This is a genomic window from Pseudoalteromonas sp. Scap03, assembly GCF_013393115.1.
GTDB lineage: Bacteria > Pseudomonadota > Gammaproteobacteria > Enterobacterales > Alteromonadaceae > Pseudoalteromonas.
Genome location: NZ_VDEU01000001.1, coordinates 56370 through 75359 on the forward strand (window position 1 = coordinate 56370; position 18990 = coordinate 75359).

General features: G+C 39.7%; 16 protein-coding genes. 4 read left to right on the top strand and 12 right to left on the bottom strand.

Annotated elements, in window-relative coordinates:
* Positions 1-40: 40 nt before the first annotated feature.
* Positions 41-2923, bottom strand: a complete 2883-nt coding sequence (locus FHG08_RS00250) for a pitrilysin family protein (RefSeq protein WP_178956492.1) — start codon at positions 2921-2923, stop codon at positions 41-43.
* Positions 2924-3172: 249 nt separating this feature from the next.
* Here FHG08_RS00250 and FHG08_RS00255 point away from each other — a divergent pair, with 249 nt between their 5' ends.
* Complete coding sequence (locus FHG08_RS00255) at positions 3173-4129, top strand: methylenetetrahydrofolate reductase (protein ID WP_178956493.1); 957 nt, start codon at positions 3173-3175, stop codon at positions 4127-4129.
* 91 nt (positions 4130-4220) lie between these two features.
* On the opposite strand, the gene FHG08_RS00260 is transcribed toward FHG08_RS00255, so the two are convergent.
* The 5 genes from FHG08_RS00260 to FHG08_RS00280 form a co-directional block, all read right to left on the bottom strand.
* Positions 4221-5954 (bottom strand): response regulator, encoded by a 1734-nt coding sequence (locus FHG08_RS00260; protein ID WP_178956494.1) that lies wholly within the window; start codon positions 5952-5954, stop codon positions 4221-4223.
* Positions 5955-5956: 2 nt separating this feature from the next.
* Positions 5957-6496, bottom strand: coding sequence for a heme NO-binding domain-containing protein (locus tag FHG08_RS00265; protein ID WP_138606890.1), 540 nt, complete (start codon positions 6494-6496; stop codon positions 5957-5959).
* 129 nt (positions 6497-6625) lie between these two features.
* Positions 6626-7609, bottom strand: coding sequence for a sensor domain-containing diguanylate cyclase (locus FHG08_RS00270; protein ID WP_178956495.1), 984 nt, complete (start codon positions 7607-7609; stop codon positions 6626-6628).
* Between the two features lie 191 nt (positions 7610-7800).
* Positions 7801-9048, bottom strand: coding sequence for a DEAD/DEAH box helicase (locus tag FHG08_RS00275; protein ID WP_138570835.1), 1248 nt, complete (start codon positions 9046-9048; stop codon positions 7801-7803).
* A 91-nt stretch (positions 9049-9139) separates the two neighbouring features.
* Entirely contained in the window at positions 9140-9844 is a 705-nt protein-coding gene (locus FHG08_RS00280) for a DUF3581 domain-containing protein (RefSeq protein ID WP_016900441.1), read from the bottom strand.
* A 156-nt stretch (positions 9845-10000) separates the two neighbouring features.
* Here FHG08_RS00280 and FHG08_RS00285 point away from each other — a divergent pair, with 156 nt between their 5' ends.
* Both FHG08_RS00285 and FHG08_RS00290 read left to right on the top strand, forming a co-directional pair.
* A complete protein-coding gene (locus tag FHG08_RS00285; RefSeq protein ID WP_178956496.1) occupies positions 10001-10396 on the top strand; it encodes a hypothetical protein in 396 nt (131 codons plus the stop codon).
* Positions 10397-10484: 88 nt separating this feature from the next.
* Positions 10485-11336, top strand: coding sequence for a CPBP family intramembrane glutamic endopeptidase (locus tag FHG08_RS00290; RefSeq protein ID WP_178956497.1), 852 nt, complete (start codon positions 10485-10487; stop codon positions 11334-11336).
* Between the two features lie 67 nt (positions 11337-11403).
* Here FHG08_RS00290 and gltX read toward each other — a convergent pair whose 3' ends face one another.
* The 3 genes from gltX to proB form a co-directional block, all read right to left on the bottom strand.
* On the bottom strand, positions 11404-12888 hold the full coding sequence (gene gltX, locus FHG08_RS00295) for a glutamate--tRNA ligase (RefSeq protein WP_008111109.1): 1485 nt from the start codon (positions 12886-12888) through the stop codon (positions 11404-11406).
* Between the two features lie 50 nt (positions 12889-12938).
* On the bottom strand, positions 12939-13298 hold the full coding sequence (locus FHG08_RS00300; RefSeq protein WP_008111110.1) for a glutathione S-transferase N-terminal domain-containing protein: 360 nt from the start codon (positions 13296-13298) through the stop codon (positions 12939-12941).
* 106 nt (positions 13299-13404) lie between these two features.
* Positions 13405-14508, bottom strand: a complete 1104-nt coding sequence (proB, locus tag FHG08_RS00305) for a glutamate 5-kinase (RefSeq protein ID WP_033102848.1) — start codon at positions 14506-14508, stop codon at positions 13405-13407.
* A gap of 131 nt (positions 14509-14639) precedes the next feature.
* On the opposite strand from proB, the gene FHG08_RS00310 reads away from it, so the two are divergent.
* Positions 14640-15599, top strand: coding sequence for a DMT family transporter (locus FHG08_RS00310; protein WP_178956498.1), 960 nt, complete (start codon positions 14640-14642; stop codon positions 15597-15599).
* Here FHG08_RS00310 and FHG08_RS00315 read toward each other — a convergent pair.
* Genes FHG08_RS00315 through pdsO form a run of 3 tightly spaced genes read right to left on the bottom strand, consistent with a single transcriptional unit; the run spans position 15494 to position 18848 of the window.
* Positions 15494-16099, bottom strand: a complete 606-nt coding sequence (locus FHG08_RS00315) for a class GN sortase (protein WP_178956499.1) — start codon at positions 16097-16099, stop codon at positions 15494-15496. The genes FHG08_RS00310 and FHG08_RS00315 overlap by 106 nt on opposite strands.
* A complete protein-coding gene (locus FHG08_RS00320) occupies positions 16096-18096 on the bottom strand; it encodes a marine proteobacterial sortase target protein (protein ID WP_178956500.1) in 2001 nt (666 codons plus the stop codon). Before FHG08_RS00320 ends, FHG08_RS00315 begins: the two co-directional genes overlap by 4 nt.
* Positions 18097-18122: 26 nt before the next feature.
* Positions 18123-18848 carry a sortase-associated OmpA-like protein PdsO gene (gene pdsO / locus FHG08_RS00325; RefSeq protein ID WP_036956574.1) on the bottom strand — a complete coding sequence of 242 codons (726 nt, stop codon included), beginning with the start codon at positions 18846-18848 and terminating at the stop codon, positions 18123-18125.
* Positions 18849-18990 lie beyond the last annotated feature (142 nt).

Here is an 18990-nt window from a genome sequence, read left to right on the forward strand (position 1 = left end):
TTAAGGCTCCGGGGCATTTTTTAATACTTAAAAACTTAAATTATTGAAATACTTTATCCACCTTCACTACTTCAATATTTTTCGTTGGTATTGCCAGTTTGTAATCAGCAATCACTTTATCTTCAGCCACTAACTCGGCAGGTTTATCGGTGTTATACACCATAGGCGAGGTTTGCATAGTTGCTAAACGTTTTTGCATATCTTCACCATCACCGGTAACAAACACATAGTGAATATTCTCGGTTTGTAGGTTGTCTTTAATCACTCGATTTACATCGTCAACAGTCAATGTTTTCAGTTTGCTTGTAACGTAGTTTACAAAACTATCGGTGTTATAAAACTCGCTATCTAGCGCATAACCTAACTGACGATTTTGACTAGCAACCATTTGCGGCACAAAGTTAATTAAAAAGTTACGTGTGGCTTCAAAATCAGCCTCAGTCATGCCATTTTTAATTAATTTATCTAGCTCAAATAATGCGGTACGGGTAGCAAAATGCGCATCGTTGTTTGAGCGCAGTGGACGCAGCCACACCTGGAATATTTGCTCCGAGCGGCCTAAGTTTGCATCAGGTTTAGTTTGAAACATACCCCTAGGGAAGTATTCAATATAGGCGTAATCGCCATAGTTCATGCCACGCGTTTGACGAATACGTTCGTACAAGTAACTGTTAGAACTACGATGCTCACCAAAGTACGAACGCACTAGCCACAATGCAGTCCAGTCTTCGCTGCTACGAATTGTATCAATAGGAAAGCCAAACGATACAGCTGTTGATTGCGCTGACTTTTCAACAATTGTTGCATGATGACCTTTAAGCTCTGGCGCATCAGGGATTGTTAAGCGGCTTTGTTCGCCTTTTGGAAGTGTCGCCAAGTCAGCTAACATTTGTGCTTTAAGTTTTTCAGGTACGGCACCAATTAAACCCACAGTAAGTTTAGCTTGTGTAAGTTCAGCATTATAAAACGCTTTAACATCATCAAGAGTCAGCGCTTCTAAATCAGATAAGTCACCGTAGTTATAGCTTTCATAAGGGTGGCCTTTATAAAGCACGCTGTAGAGCACTTCTTTACCCAACTCTTCGTCGTTAGAAGCTTTTAAGCCTGATTTAATGCCATCGATCATTTCTTTTTTCAGGCGCTTAAAGTCATCTTCTCTAAAGCCTGGGCTTAACAGCTGCTCACTCACTAAAGCATACCACTGAGCAGCATTATCTTTATGAATACGCCCTTGGAACGACAGCATTTCTTTATCTATTTGATAACCAAAACTACCCGCCAGCGGATACATTGCCTTTTTAATATCTTTGTAACTCATTGAGGTTGAGCCACCTTGCGCCAGCATTGCGGCAGTTAAAGCCGCTACGCCTTTTTTACCCTGCGGATCGGCAGCGGCACCGGTATTAAATAATAAGTTAATATCGATTAACGGCGAGCTATTGGTTTTATCAAGCACCTTAAAGATAGGCTTACTCGGTGCTTGCTGATACTTAGCTACCAAGGCATTTAAGTCGCTTTCTTGCTCAAAACCAGGGGCTTTATCAAGTGCCGACATAGTAATTGTGGTGCGGGCATTATCAACAAAATACTTATTTGCAACGGCTCTAATATCTTCGCTAGTGATATTGTCTGCCGATTTATACAGCTGATTAATCACCTCAGGATCGCGCTCAAAATGCATATAGCTGGCAAGTGTAGAGGCAATTGCTTGCGATGAATCTAAACCATTTATAAAACTGTATTTAAGGTTAGACTTTAAATCGCTGAGTTTTTGGCTATCAACCAACTCGGTACGCGCTTTAGCATACGTACGATTAATGGCATCACGTACTGTGGCTAAATCATCGGCATTTTCAACTTTTACAAATACATGCAGTAACCCTGGATCTTTTGTCTCTGGGTTGTAGGTAAACATTTGACTCGCTATTTGCCTTTCTACTACCAGCTCTTGGTAAATATCTGAATTGCTAGAAAAATAAAGCTGCGAGAGTAAATCTAATGCGGCTCTGTCTTTTTTCTGAGGCTCCCATGCGGCGCCTTTATACGACACAAGTAACCAGTGACCAGGTAATCCTTCGTTTTGCTCATGCACATATTTTGGCGCTTGTTGAGTTGGCTCTTTTGGAATATCAGCAACATAGTCGCCTTTTTGCCAGTTACCCCAGTGCTTTTTAACCATCGCCATGGTCTCTTTTGGCTCAACATCACCAACAATCACAAGCGATACATATTCAGGCTTATAAAACTTAGCAAAAAATTCTTTACCGTAGGCCATTTGATCTGGCATGGCTTCAATATCTTCAAAAAAGCCCATAGTAGTGTGTTTATAGGTATGTTTATCGAACGCTTCTTGGCGTACCGCACTTAATAATTTACGAATTGGACTGGCATTATTTTTTAAGTACTCGCCTTTAACCGTTAGCGCTTCCGTTCTAAATTGTTCTTCGGTGTAGCTTAAGTTTTGAAAAATATCAGCTTCAATCTCAAGTACTTTATCAAGATGCTGTTTTGAAAAATTTAAGTGGTAGTTAGTGTAATCGTTAGTTGTATAGGCGCGGTTATCAACCCCTGAATTTTTTAGAATATCTGAATACACATCTTGCGGAAACTTTTCAGAGCCTTTAAACATCATGTGTTCAAAAAAGTGAGCAAAACCAGTTTTACCCGCTTCCACTTCATTACGCGAGCCAACAGATACAGGTATTTGTAGCGATACTACATCTGGGTAATCGGTTTTAACTACCATAACGCGCAAGCCGTTATCTAGCTCTTCTATTAGGTAATCTTGTGAAAAAACACGCTCATCTGCTTTATTAACTTGTTCTTGTTGGGCTACTGTTTGCGTGTTTTGACTTTGCTGCATAGCGCAACCCGTTAAAGCCAGCGATACCGCTAGGCTAGTTGCCAATAATTTAAATTTCATTGTTATCCCTTTTTAAATTGAGCAATTTTTAAAACATTTACCAAACTAAGTATGCCGTAAAGTAATTAAATATAAGAGCCCTAAGCCTATTAATTATGTAAACAACTGTGTCAGTTATTGCTGGTAACTTGGTTTAACTATGAAAATAATTCACGTTAGTTGAGAAACTTTCAATAAATAAATCTATCTAGACGTCTAAATGGCTGCTATATTAAATCCATCATCACAAATTAAGCTGGAATGGGGATTATGGCTTTATCACTTCAAGAAAAAATACAGGACACCAACCAAGGTGTTTACCTAATTGGCACAACACCGCCAAAAATTGGGACTGATAAAGCGCAATTAAAAATCATTGCCGAAAAGTTATTAGGCCGTTTACACGAAATTGAATATGACGGCGTAGTTATTTATGACATTCAAGATGAAAGTAGCCGTACAGAGCAAGCGCGTCCATTTGCATTTAAGCAAACAGTTGATCCGCGCGAGTACAGCCAACTCTTACGAGGCTTATCTGATCTTGATGTAATTACTTATAAAAGTGTAGCTCAGCGCGGTGTGAGTGAGTTTAAAGCGTGGTTAGATGAAACCAAAAATGACTACGATTTAAAAAACGTGGTGTTAGTGGGTAGCCCTTCATCAGCAGGTGATATAAAGCTGAGCTTACCGAATGCCTATAAAACACTGGCAGAGCAGTCTGAAGATTTCTTTTTAGGTGGTGTAACCATTGCTGAGCGCCATGCCAATAAGCGCAACGAGCACCAACGCTTAATAGAAAAAACAGCACAAGGATGCCAGTTTTTTATCTCTCAAGCCGTTTACAATGCACAAGCAACCATAGATTTAATAACCAGTTATGCGCGCACATGCAAAGCACAAGGCCTGACACCTAATCGGATTATATTAACCTTTACGCCTTGTGGTGGTGAAAAAACCTTGGAGTTTATGCAGTGGCTAGGTATCTCGGTGCCAGAGGCAACTAAATGGCGCATGCTTGATTCGGAAAATACACTAAGCGAATCAGTGCGTATTTGTCGTGAAAATCTCGACTCAATTTTAAAAAGCTGTGCGCACTTAGGTGTGCCACTGGGTTTAAATATTGAAAGCTTAACCAATCGTAAAGAAGAAATAGATGCGTCTATTAACTTATACCGTTTATTAAAAGCCACAATGGAACTCAACCTTGCGGAGAAACTGATAGCGTAAAGTTAAACTGATTTATACCGTACTTGGCAAGCTGCTGGCTTGCCTTTTTTATATTTCCAAGTTAGTTAATAAAATAATTGAAAACAAAAGATTAAATACACACCCATTTTGCTATTACTTCAAACATACTTTCAACTTTAATAGGCTTTGAAATATAGCCATTCATACCGCAACCTTTCGCCTTTAGTAAATCGGTTTCTCTTGTATTAGCAGTCATTGCAATAATGGGTAAATTTTTAAACTTTGCTTGTTTTTTTATTTCTTTGGCTGCTGTGTAACCATCCATTCGGGGCATCTGGCAATCCATTAACACCCCATCATAGGTTTTATTTTTTAGCGCTTCTAATGCCTCAATACCATCATTGGCAACATCAACGATTAAGCCTTTTTTGCGAAGTATTTGTGTTGCTACTTGCTGATTGAGCGGATTGTCTTCAACCAATAAAATATGAATACCTTGAAGCTTTTGTAATGCATTTTGTGTATCTGAGCTCTCTTGTGATTCTGGCTTATTAAGTGTTTTTATATGCATAATTTGTAAAAGTACATTGTATAATGTGCTTTTAATAATTGGTTTGATCAGCACTTTATAAGTGTTATCAGCAAATCCTAGTAGGCTTTCGTTGAGTGCTTTATTTTCACAAGGTGCTACTACGATTAGCTTTTTCGCATTTAATTTGAGTTCACTTCGAAGAGACTGCGCAGCCCTGTCATTATTTAAATTTAAAGTACGCCAATCTATAAAAATAAAGTCGTAATCATGTAAGGCGCTTAACCGGTCTAGCACTTGGTTGATATTATTTGCAATATCAACTTTAACTTCAAATCCAATAAGCAGCGTTTGTAATGATGCTAACGTACTGTCTGAACTTTCGATAACAAGGGCCTGCTTAGCCCTAACATGTGATATTTCAAACTCACTTTTTTTAGTCGAATAGCTAAGTGGAATAGTAAAGCTAAAACAACTTCCTTTATTGAGTTTACTGTTTACTAAAACATTTCCCTGCATTAGTTCTACCAACGTTTTACTTATTACCAAGCCAAGCCCAGTCCCACCAAACTTTCGCGTTGTAGACACGTCAGCCTGAGTAAAAGGTTTAAATAGTGAGTCTACTTGTGCTTGGCTCATTCCAATGCCATTATCTAAAACAGAAAAAGTGACACTGCAAAAATTGTCTACCTTTTGCGCTAACTTTACAGCTAATACAACTTTGCCGCGGGTTGAGAACTTCAGTGCATTATTAAGCAAATTTAACAGCACTTGATTAAGCCTTAATGCATCACCAATAAAAAAGTCAGGCAGTAAGGGGTCAATATCAAACAGCACTTCAATTTTTCTTTGTGATGCTAGCGTGCTAATAATATTGACAAGATTTTCTAGAAAGATATTAAAATTGAATTCTTTTTGTTCTAGCTCTATTTTACCCGCTTCGACCTTTGAAAAGTCTAAAATATCATTAATGATCCCTAATAAAGACTCTGCCGAATAGTGAATTTTTTCAACATAGTCGCGTTGCTTATCAGAAAGCCCGGTATCTAAAGCAAGATAAGCCATGCCAATTATTGCATTCATCGGGGTACGAATCTCATGACTCATATTTGCCAAAAAGTCTGATTTAGCATTATTTGCAGCTTCTGCATCTTGTTTCGCAAGTTTGAGGGCATGGGTTCTATTAGCAACCTCTTGCTCTAAGTTTTCAGCCGCTCCTTTGAGCACTTCATTGGCTTCGTAAAGTTGTAATGATTTGGCTTCTAATAGCTTTTCAGCTTCTTTTCGCGCCAAACGCTCTCGCTCTAACCTGCGCTGTAAAAGAGCAATGTCCATATCTAACCTACCAATGTTAAGTTAAACGTAGCAACTTGATGATCGTCATTGATATCGCTGCTTATACTTATATTTTCCTTAAAATGTTCGGCTGCGCCTTCTATTAATCCCTCAGCGAGCATGGCAAATGGGTTACTTGAATGATAAATCATCTGCATTTGGGTATTACTTAAGTGGTTGGTTTTAAAGGTGGGCAACTCAACGTCGGTATATAGTTTTTTAACTTCTACATGCACGTGCTGATCTATGGTATCTAAAAAATCAAACGTTGTAGTGAGCTCTTCAAAAAACTGTGGATAGTAGACTAAGAAGCGCTTTAGTAAGTATTTACCGTATTCTTTAACGAGTACATCAACCGGAATATCAACAATACTGCTCAGTGAGGTCACTAACTTTAAAAGCTCTTGCTTATTATAGTTACCAACACTGGTATAAGCCCCATTGGAATCCAGTTCGTTTTGCTCAATGATTTGATCAGCAACTGCTGGTGAAAATGTGATCTCGACCATTTCTAGAAATTCAGTAAAAATAATACCTTTCATACAACTACCCACTCATTAGCTATAAACAAAGTATAGTTTCAAACTAAAAAAATTCACGTACATAGCATGCGTATATGTTAATTAGTTTGCTGTGTATATTGGCATAACAAGTTAATAGCAATTAACGATTTAATAACCGATTTTTTTATTTAACTTATATTTTTGCTTATTTTTATACATTGATTGGTCTGCATCATTTAAAAGTGTTTCAAATGGCTGCTTTTTTTGCTCAGAAAAACTATAACCAACACTTAGTGATAACTCGCAAATTCCATCTAATACTAGTGCATTAGCAAACTCAATCGAAATTGTATTTATAATGTGGTCTAGTTTACTCTTATCATTTATTTGCATGACAGCAACAAACTCATCGCCTCCTAAGCGCCCCACGATGTCGGCATCTCTTAGGTGCTTTTTTAACGTTGTGGCTAATGTAATAAGGGCTTTATCGCCCGCTTCGTGGCCAGAGTTATCGTTTAATTTTTTAAAGTCGTTAATATCGATAAATAAACAACACACATCAAAACCTAAACGATGAGAAAGGTTTAGTTTTTGCTGAGCAAGTAAACTTAATGCTCGACGATTATAAATATTAGTGAGCGGGTCTAGCATTGCAATTTCGCGCATTTTTTCAAAATTATATACAAGCGCTAAATCGTCTTCTATTAAGTCTCGTAACTGATTAATGAGCTCAAAATATTCATTCGTATAGTTTGTTTCTTTGTTGTCTTTTAAGCAAAGCGTCCCAAATACATCTCCTTGCGGCCAGTGAATGGGTAAACCTAAGTAGGAGTTAACGCCATTTTCAACTACCTCAGGCATGGCGCTCCACATTTCAGTACTAGCAGCATCATTAACATATAAGAGATTGTCACTTTCGACCACATGCCTACAAAACATATCACTTTCAGGAGGAATAGTAGGGTTGGTCTCAAAGGTTGACCCACCCTCGTTTTTTCTGATAACTACTCGGTAACCTATGCTTGTTGCCTGTACTATATATCCGGAGGGAGCTGAAAATAACTCAGCAATTAAATCAATTATTTTTTGCCACTTATCTAGTGATATCTGACCATCAAGGCCAGTAAATGCCCACTTATCAGTCTCAAACATTTTATACCCCCGCTATTATTTACCTAAGTATAGGCAAAAAAAAATGCTTAAAAGGTAGTATTAATCACTGTATTAATTACATTGACTCAAAATTAAAGAGTAGATGTAAAATGTACCTATACTCAAACGCAAATAATGGAATAATTAAAGATATTTAGTAACTTAATTGTGCTTTAAGAACACTCTAATTTTTACTTTCGGCGTCTATTTGGCGCTCTTTGCCCTGTAATACGTTTTTTATCGCGATCTTTACGCGCTTTGTTAGTGTTTTTGCGGTTGTCTTTTGGCGGCTTATTTAAATCGGGCTCGTAGCCTTCAAGCCATTGTGGGGCTAAACGCGTATCAAGCAGTACTTCAATTTCTTCAAGTAGCCATTGCTCATCAAGACTCACTAACGACATTGCAAGGCCTTGCTCGCCAGCTCGTCCTGTACGGCCAATACGATGCACATAATCTTCAGCTATATATGGTAATTCAAAGTTAATTACGTATTTAAGTGCCGGTATGTCTAAACCGCGCGCCGCTACATCGGTGGCTACTAAAACACGCGTACTACCCTCTTTAAAGTTTTGTAATGCGCGGTCGCGAGCACCTTGTGATTTATCACCATGAATAGATTCGGTTTTTAAACCATCTTTACACATTTCTTTGGCAAGCTTATCGGCCATTTGTTTTGTGCGGGTGAATATAAGTACTTGGCGCCAGTTTTTCATGCCAATCATGTGCGATACCAGTTCGCGCTTTCTGTCTTCATCTACTGCGTAAATAACTTGTTCAACCTCTACAGCAGCAGAGTTGCGCTTATCAACTTCAATAAGCTCAGGATCTTTAAGCAATTTTTTACTCAGCTCAAATACACTGTCATCAAAGGTGGCGGAAAACAGTAAGGTTTGACGATCGCCTGGGATATGACGCAGTATTCGTTTAATTTCGTCAATAAAACCCATATCAAGCATACGGTCTGCTTCATCAAATACTAAAGAGTCCACGCTTGAAAGCACCACACTGCCCTTCACTATATGATCAAGTAAGCGCCCTGGCGTTGCCACTATTACTTGCGCTGTTTTAAGTGCTTTGATTTGTGGACCAATGCTTGCACCACCATAGGCAAGTGCACCTTTTATATCTGTACCTTGTGCGTATTTTTCAAAGCTTGCAAATACTTGCTGAGCAAGCTCCCTAGTGGGCGTTAAAATAACCACACGAGCAATGCCTGGTTCGTCTTTTTTAGCGGTATTTAAAAGCTTGTGTAATAGCGGTAAAACAAAAGCGGCTGTTTTACCGGTGCCAGTTTGAGCGCTGCCCATAACGTCTTTGCCCGCTAAAATTGGCGGTATCGTTTTGTGCTGAATGGCGGTAGGCGTAGTGTAATTATTTTGCTCTATTGCCGTTAATAGTAACGGGTCTAGGGCTAGTGATGAGAACGATGTGGCAGACATAAGCTTGGCTTTAAAATAACAAAGAACGCTATTATACCTGAGCTTTAGTAATAAAAAAGGCGCTAAATAGCGCCTATATAAAATGAAGTATTTAAGCCGGTTTTAATGTGGCTTTACGTTCATTATAAAATGCAATTAAATCATCTACGGTGCTTTGACAGTACTCACGAATACCCGATACGACCATGTGTTTTTCACCAAAACCCACTTTTTCGCCGTTTTCTAATAAATTAAAGCGCAAGGTTATTTTGCCGCGTTTACCAGCGTATTCAAAGCTTGGCTCTGCAAACTCTAGAGTCGGTGATTTAATATCAATGTTATTAAGGTTAATTATCATTGATTCATAAATAATCATAGGACGCGCAGGGTTTATCATTACCTCTTGCTTGCCCATTAAAGGAATAATTACATGCGGGAACGCAGCACCTGAGAACTCAACATAATTTTTTATTAAACTGTTTGTAAGTGTTGGGCATTTACTGGTTTTACCATCGCGTTTAACCTTTAAAATTACTTTTTCGCCATGGTTTACATCAAACTCTTCTCCAGGTTGTTCTGGAAAATTTAGCTTGGTATTTTCATCAACCATACCGGCAAAGGTAAACTCCATTCGCTCACTAATGCCATAGCGGTCTAACACTAGAGAAAAAAGTAAGTCTCCTGGTGCGCAAAACTTTTTAGCGTCTTTATCATGAAGCGGGTTGTAGTCGTCGGCTACACATTTAGCAAAGCGACAACCTTGCTCACGAGAAATTGAAACATAATCAGCATGCTGCTGATAGTAAGGACTTAACATAGTGTGTTCACTGCTTAAACTGCTTATAACCTAGCTATACTACCAGAAAAAAAATCTTGAGAGGTCGAATCTGTTTAATAAAGGCGAAAAATGATAATTTGCAACCCACTAATTAACTAAGTAAATTAGGCAAATACGAGTTTAAGGGATTAACTAATGAAGTATTTTTCTTTATTAATATGTGCGGTTTCATTTTTAACTGGCTGTAATAACGTTACTTACACAACCAATATCGACGACGACGTTTTATCAGAACACGTTTCAAGCCACATTAAAAAACGTGGCCTAGAGCAGTTTTACAGTATTCAGGACGCTCTCGATAGAGGTGCAAGCCCCCTTGGTGGAATAAAAGGCGAAAGCTGCGATGAATCAGATAATACGCGAACATCCTCAATTACCTATAACCGTTTGAAATCACAAGCTATAGAATCCCTTAAAAATGATGTGCTTTATTTAGGTGGCAATGCATTTACACTAGAGCAGTGCCAATCAGTATCTCGCTACAATTGTGATTTAGCCGTTATTTGTACAGGACAAGCCTATAATTATTAATAGCTCAAAATTATCTAATTGAAACTATAACGCTATGTAATTCGTTTTCTCTCATTTCCCTCTATCAAACAACAAGCTGTATTTGCCAATGACTTTTTACTTTTTAGCTGCCGCTATTTTATGTGTTTTCCCACAGTGTAAACTCACTGTATTTCGCCAACCATTATGGCAATACTTATTGCTGCTAAGTGTTATTACTGCCTATTATCAAGAATATATAAATTTAAACGCGGTTGCTGTTATAGCTGTTTATGTGGGATTGTTTCACTTTACGCTATTGGCAACCTCAGCGTTAAAAGGTAATGTTCTAACGTCTTTATTTATAATAGCCTCACTCGGGTTAGCCTTACATTGGTTTGCGGGTTTTAATAACCTGCCAATTGTTGTTAATGAACAAGTCACCAGTAACGCAATTGCATTTACCCTGTATGCTAATTTCGATAAAGCATTAGCGGGTTTAATGCTGAGCGCTTATTTTTTTGCAAAAAACAAAACGATAAAGCCAGTAACTATCGGCTACCCTGCCTTAATCATAATTATCACTATTTTAGCGGCGCTTATAACTGCTTTAACGTTAAACCTTGTTGAATTTGCACCAAAAGTACCTGAATTTTGGTTGTTATTTATAGCTATCAACCTACTTTTTACCTGCGTTGCAGAAGAGGCATTATTTAGGGGAGTGATACAAACTAAGCTTTCAAAACTAATAACCCCGAGCAGGTTTGCACTGCTCGCACCGGTGATCAGTACTTGTGTATTTTCACTGGCACACTTTTCAGCTGGAACTCATTATATGCTTGTGGCGGCCGTAGCAGGTTTTGGTTATGGCTATATTTACTATAAAACAAGCCGATTAGAATGGGCCATTTTATGTCATTGGCTCGTTAACGTGTTTCACTTTTTCTTATTTACTTACCCGATGCTGGCAACTCCATCTTAGAATTACAGGCACAAAAAAGCCGCTTAATTTAAGCGGCTTTTAAATAGCTAACCTGAATTAGGATTAATTACGCGCTTGGGTAATCACGGTATGCGCGTTCTATCTTTTTAGCCTGCTTTTTAGAAATACCTAAATGGGCAAGCGCAACACGTAAACGTGCACGCGATAGGTCAGACCCTAAAATCTCCATTGCATCTAATACCGAAGTTGATGATGTTTTGCCGGTAATAGCCACAAATATAGGCTCTAAGAAGTCTTTAATTTTAAGCTCGTGGAAGGTGGCTACTTCTTTTGCAATTGCAAAAATAGCTGGCTTTTCAAAGCTACGTAAGCCTTCTAGCTGCCATACAAAAAACTGCAGCGCTTGGCGAATAACATCTTCGTCAGCTTTACCTGCGGTTAATAGCGCTGGGTCGTAGGTCGGGATGCCGCCTACAAAGTGCCCTGCTAAATCAACCATGTCAGAGAGCGTATTTATACGCGTTTTAGCTTCTGGTAATACTTTAGCCAGCATGTCGCCATTAAATTTCCAGTCAACAAAACGCTGCATTAGCTCTGCATCAGTTAAGTTTTCGCGGATCCACATACCGTTTAACCAGCTTAACTTGTCTACGTCAAATACTGGGCCACCAAGCGATACACGCTTCATGTCAAAATGTTCAATCATTTCGTTAAGGGTGAACTTTTCACGCTCATCAGGCATTGACCAACCCATACGGCCTAAGTAGTTTAGCACCGCTTCTGGTAAGTAACCCATTTCTTTGTAGTAATTAATCGAAGTTGGGTTTTTACGCTTAGACAGTTTTGATTTATCTGGATTACGCAGTAATGGTAAGTGACCTAGTACCGGTGCTTCCCAACCAAAATCTTCATAAAGTTTTAATAACTTAGGCGCTGAGTTTATCCACTCTTCACCACGGAAAATATGGCTAATTTGCATATGGTGATCATCCACCACGTTTGCTAAAAAGTAAGTTGGAAAACCATCCGCTTTTAATAGCACTTGCATGTCTACGTTTTCCCACGGGATCTCAATTTCGTCGCGTAGGTAATCGTTAAACTTAAAGGTACCTTCGCTTGGGATTTTCATACGTATAACGTACGGTTTACCAGCAGCTAGGTTTGCTTTAATTTCGTCTTCTGTATGGTTTAAGCCACGGCCATCGTATTTAGGACGCAGACCTTCGGCCATTTGTTCTTCACGCATTTGGTCCAGTTCTTCGCTGGTTGCGAAACAATAAAATGCTTTGCCGTCTTCAACTAACTGATGAGCGTATTTTTTATATAAATCACTGCGCTCAGATTGACGGTATGGACCAAACTCACCACCTACATCAGGACCATGATCCCATTCAAGGCCTAACCAGCGTAAGCTATCCATGATGGCTTGTTCAGATTCAGGTGTGCTGCGAACTTGGTCAGTATCTTCAATACGAAGTACAAATTCACCGCCTTGCTGTTTAGCAAAACAGTAATTAAATAAGGCAATGTAAGCGGTGCCAAGATGCGGGTCACCAGTTGGTGACGGAGCAACACGGGTACGAATTGTCATGGTAATGTCTCTTTTAATAAGTGAGATGGTATGAAATACCAATAAATATTTTAAGCGGCTACTTTGTTTAAGTAAGCAATAATATCGTTTGATTCATAAAGCCATTTAACTTGGCCATCTTGCTCAATACGTAAACAAGGTACTTTAACTTTTCCGCCTTGCTCTAATAGCTCTTGGCGGTATTGCTCATCATTTTTTGCATCGCGTGTTTCAATTTTTAAGCCTTCACGCTTAATTGAACGGCGTACTTTTACACAAAAAGGGCATGCTTTGAATTGATAGAGCTTAAATTGTGCGGTTTGCTGATCAAGCTTAGTTTGCTCTTGCGGATCACGTTTTTTGCTACGCGGCGTAAAAACAAAATTAAAAAATAAGATGATACAACCTAAAACCCAGCGAACTAATTTCATCTTCAATACTCTTTACAACAAATTTAAGGTGCAAGATTTTAACACAAAAAAGCGCAACACTATAAGCGGATTATACGTTGCGCTATATCGTTAAAAAAGTGCTTAATTACAACACCACCATATCATCTCTGTGTAGCACTTCCACGCCGCTATCGTAATCAAGTAAATGGCTGATTTGATTAGAATGTGCGCCTTTTATTTTATCGATTTCAAGATGGCTAAAGCGCGTTAACCCGCGTGCAATAATTTGCTGGTTTACATCAATTAAGTTAATTAAATCTCCACGTTCAAATTCACCTATTGCACGCGTAATACCTTTAGCAAGTAAACTAGCCCCCTTAGATTGCAATGCATGCACCGCACCGGCATCAATTAAAATTTGGCCACTACTTTTAGGCCCTGCCAATAACCATTTTTTTCGACCATCTTTAGGCGCGGTAAGTTTTAAAAAACGGGTGCCTGGTAGTTGCTCGCTCATGCATTTTAAAATCACATTTTCATCAGCGCCTTTGGCAATAATCACCTCAACCCCAGCTCTTCTGGCAATATCCGCGGCCTGTAATTTGGTTGCCATACCCCCTGTGCCTAGGTTCGTACCGCTGCCACCCGCAAGTTGGCGTAACTCATCATTAATATGGGTAACTTCGTCAATCAAGGTGGCGTTAATGTCGGTGCGCGGATCGCTGGTGAATAACCCTTGTTGGTCGGTCAGTAGCAGTAACTTATCGGCATTGGCTAAAATAGCCACCAATGCCGACAAGTTATCGTTGTCACCTACTTTTATTTCGCTAGTAGCAACTGCGTCATTTTCATTAATGATCGGCACTACATCGTAATTTAATAGGGCATTGAGGGTATCGCGTGCATTTAAATAGCGCTCTCTGTCGTCAACATCCGCGCGCGTTAGTAGCATTTGCCCGACGTTAATGCCATACAACGCAAATAAGCTTTGCCAAATATGAATGAGCTGCCCCTGTCCAATGGCGGCCAACATTTGTTTGTCTATTAATGTGCGCCCACAGGGTTTTAATAGCTGTTCGCGACCTGCGGCAACCGCACCGCTTGATACTAAAATAACGTGATGACCTTGCTTTTTTAGCTCACTGCATTGGCGAACAAGTTCCACCATATGTGCTTTGTCTAACTTATCGGTACCGCCAGTGAGTACGCTTGTACCTAGCTTTACAACTACGACCTGATCCCTTTGCATGTTTTTTACTTAGCGCAATAAATGATGAATTTATTTATACCAGTTCGGTATTTTTGAACAAGTAAAAAATATTCAATCACCCCCTCTGCATGCTAGGATCGCACTATATTCAACCGATTAAATTACACCTTATGCCTGCCAGTTTATGTTTAATTATTGCCACCTTTTTGTGGGGTAGCTCCTTTATTGCACTTAAATACGCGATTGCGATTTATGACCCTGCCTTGGTGATATTTTTACGTATGCTCACCACTTTACTGATTTCGTTATGTTTATGGCGTTACGTAATTCGCTTTGAATATTTAAAAGGCGATTGGAAGTACTTATTAGGCATGTCACTGGCAGAGCCTTGCTTGTACTTTTTATTTGAAGGCCACGCAATGGAATATACCTCAGCGTCTCAGGCGGGGGTGATTGTTTCTTGTTTACCCATTATTGTGGCATTTTTAGCGTTTTTCATGCTCAAAGAGCATATTAGTAGAGCTATTGTGGTGGGTTTTACGCTGTGTATTGGCGGTAGTATTTTACTGACCTTGCTCTCACCGAGTTCAAGCCAAGCCCCAAACCCATTACTGGGGAATTTTTTAGAATTAATGGCCATGGTGTGCGCGGCATTTTATACCGTGTGTATAAAACATTTAGCTAACCGCTACTCCCCACTCACATTAATTGCTCTGCAAGGCGTGAGTGGTAGTGTGTTTTTTGCTCCGTTTTTATTATTTATTGATCTACCTAGTGAAAACCAACACGATTTAACCGCACTAATGAGCATTTTGTACTTAGGCTCTTGTGTTACTTTGGGTGGGTACGGCATGTACAACTATGCGATTAGTAAAGTGTCGGTATTAACTGCAGCAGCTTACTCTAATTTAATCCCTATTTTCACTTTAATTTTGTCAGCCATTATCCTCAACGAAGTACTAACTCTTGGGCAGTGGATCAGCATTTTTGTGGTGTTTATAGGCGTAATGATTAGCCAACGCCATCAAGAACTAGTGGTCGATATTCCTAACTCAACTTCGGGTGAGGATATTTCTGCCGACACTAACCATCTTAAATCGGTACCCGAGGCCAGTGAATCAAAAGGGTAACAGGTTAATAAATACAACCCTGATTGCTGCAAAAAATCGGTGTTGTACTGATTAATCACCTCAACATGAGTCACTGAATAATGTTGCACTTGGCCATTTTTAAGTTGTAGAGAAAATTGTTCCCCCACTTTAGCGTTTTTTAAAAACGCAAAGTGGGTATCGTTGTGGCCAGCAATAAGTGCTCCTTGCGAATTACCAAAATCAGCCCCACCTAAATCCCCTGCTGGTAAAAAGTGGCTCGGCGCAAACGCTAAATTTCTACCACTTGCACCATCAAGCACGGTTAGTCGTTTATTATGCTTTGGCCATATTATTTTTGCCACTGGGTAACTATCAGCATAAAACCACGGCTTAATTTTTTTATTAGGCGATTTAAGGGCTGTTTGCCAAGCTTGCTCTATTAACACTTGTGCAAGCCATGCCTTTGCCTGCATGTATACACCATGGCCAAACAAGCTCAGCCCCAAGGCTAGTAAACCTATGCTTAGCCACTTTTTCATTTACAGCGCCTTACTAACAACAGACCACCTAGAAGTAGTAATGCTCCAAACACAATATGCATTTTGCTTTGCCCATCTGTTTGCGGCAAGCGCATGGTCATTCCTTGTGGCATAGTATTAGCCACTTGTGTGCTTTGTTTAGCAACTTCTTTAATAGTGGTCTCTTCTATGGCAATGAACGCAGTAAATGGGCTAAGTAATTGATGCTCAAGCGCGAGCTGCTGCACTTGCTGTTTTACAACACTTTGTTGGTTGTATAACAATAACGACTTTATTTTTTGACGTGCCCAAAGCTTATCAATTCCCGTGGCTTTTGAACTTGCTTGCGGATTAAGCTTAACCTTAAACTCCCCATGCGCCGTTTGCCCCGTAAAAGTAATTGCATCGGTAGTGTCTAATTTAATAGCCACCATAATAGGCTCAGCAAAATATAGGTCAGGCAAAGGTGAGGGCCAAAAATCTAAGCTGTCTCCATTTGTATTTGTTAACGCTAAATTAGTCATAGCCGGGTGAGCAAGTTTATCAAACAACTGCTGCATTTTCGGCTGCACATCATGAGCACTGCTTATAAAGGTGTAAGTTCCCTTGCCTATATCAGCGGCACGACGCATAAAATAACGGTTAGGCGCGCTACCAATGCCCACGGTAAATAAACGGCTATCACCTAAGGTATGCGCAATATGTTTAAATAACTGATCTTCGTTACTTACGCTACCATCGGTTAAAAATACAACTTGGCGTACAAACCCTTCAAACTGCGCACCATCGAGTACTGCATCAAGTGCGCCTTTTATTTCAGTTCCGCCATCGGCTTGTAAGTTATAAATAAAGCGCTCTGCTCGACGTAAATTAAAGTCACTGGCAATTAATGGGGTCTCACTCATGGCTGCAACCTCACTATTAAAACTGACAATATTGAAGCTATCATCACTATCTAATAATGATAATGCGTAAAACAGCGCTTTTTTAGCTTGTTCAATAGACTGCCCATGCATAGATCCCGAAGTATCAACTACAAACACCATTTCACGCGGTAAACGCTGAGATTGAGTAAAGCTATCGCTTGGCGGCATTAGCATTGCTAACGCATACTGCTCACCATTTTGTGCTTGCTGAGTAAAAAGTGCAGCTTGCGCTTGCGCTAGTTGAAGTGGCTTAAACTCAAGTACAAAGTCTCTATTTATGGCTTGCTGTGGTTTTAGCACAATGCTGTATTGCCCAAATGCAGGGTTTTCAATATTAACTTGATGGTACTTAGCGTTTATATCAACCAATTCTAAGCCTATATCCATGTTAATTGTTAAGCTTAAATCGCTGGCATTTGCCGCCTCATTGGTTTGTTTTGTGTAAACAGGGCTTAACCAACCCTGTGGAGTAAACGAAGGTGTGTTAGTGCTTGTTATCGCATGTGTATCTTGTTCATCGTTAACTTCCCCTGTTATTGCATGATAGCGTGGCGTCATTGTGGTTGGAAAATGAATCGCAAAGATTCCGTGTTGGTAATCAATAATCTCTTGATACTCAAGCGTTATAACTATTTCTTCTCCTGGCCCTACATTTGCCACATTTGTAATAAACATATTTGCACGCTGCTGTCGCAGCAATGAAGCTTGTTTGCCTGCTTTTTTGGCAGCTTGGTACTGTTTTTCAGCTTGGCGTTTTTTTGCTATTTTACCTTTAATAACTCGCTCGCCAATGCGCATGGTCATTGCTTGCACGGCGCTTTCATCGGGTAAAGGAAATAAATAACGTGCATTTACGGCAAAAGGATTTTCATTTATGTAGTGCTGCGTTACTACAACATGATTAATTAGCCCTGTTAGGGTCATTTTTGCATCGCTTTTTAAAATAACCCCAGGGTTAACCGCCACTCCTTGGCTATCAAACAAGGATAGTTTTGGCGACTGTGCATGGCTTTTAAAGCTGGCCAAAAGCACGATAATAATAAAAATAAAAAGGCTTACCTTGGTAAGCACTTTGGTGGGTTTACTCAACATAAATCACTCCATCGAACGCCTTGCGATTAATTGCTTGCTGTTTGATCAGTCGTTTGATTAAGCGCACGGGTAGTGAGAGTAACGCGCCTGTCAAAAAAGTTATCTTCAAGGGTGTTACTATTTGCTATGCTTTGTTGCTCGCCAAATGCTTGTGCGCTTAAACGTATATGGCTTACACCTTGTTTAATTAAGTAACTTTGTACGGCGTTTACTCTGGCTTTTGAAAGTAATAAGTTTGCTTGCTCTTCACCACGCTGATCGGCAAAGCCACTTAAATCGAGTGCGAGTTGCGGTTGGCTTTTTAATAACGCAACCAATTGATCAAGCTGCTTGGCAAAATGTGGAGCAATATCGCTAGAGCCTGTTTTAAATTGCACCGTCATCGCCAATAAATTATTAAGCTGCGATTGAGTTAATTGCTCATTTTGTTGCGCCAGTAGTTCAAGTTGCGCCTCTAGGTGACTGTTATGATTAAGTACGTGCTGGTAGTCGTTGGTTTTCTCTGCCATTACAGTTAAAGCTTGCTGCTGCTCAGCAATGGTTTGCTCAGCCACCTTGGCATCGCCAATCAAACCACCAGCAAATGCGCCTACAAACGCGCCAATTGGGCCACCAACCACGCCACCAATAATGGCACCGGTGCTCAGGCCAACTATTGTTTCTTTTTTTGCTTCTTTTGATGGGGTATCCGCAGCAAATACTGGCGTACAAAAAGTGCTAACAAGTGTGAGTGCGATTAATGTTTTCTTCATGGTCTATTCCTTACTATTAATAATGGTTGGCAAGCTATTGGTTGGCACTTGCGTTGTATTGGTAATTTCAATAGCTGTATTAAAACACCATGAAGTGGCAACAAAGGGGAGTAAAAATGGCAAACTGCTGAGCAATTGTGGC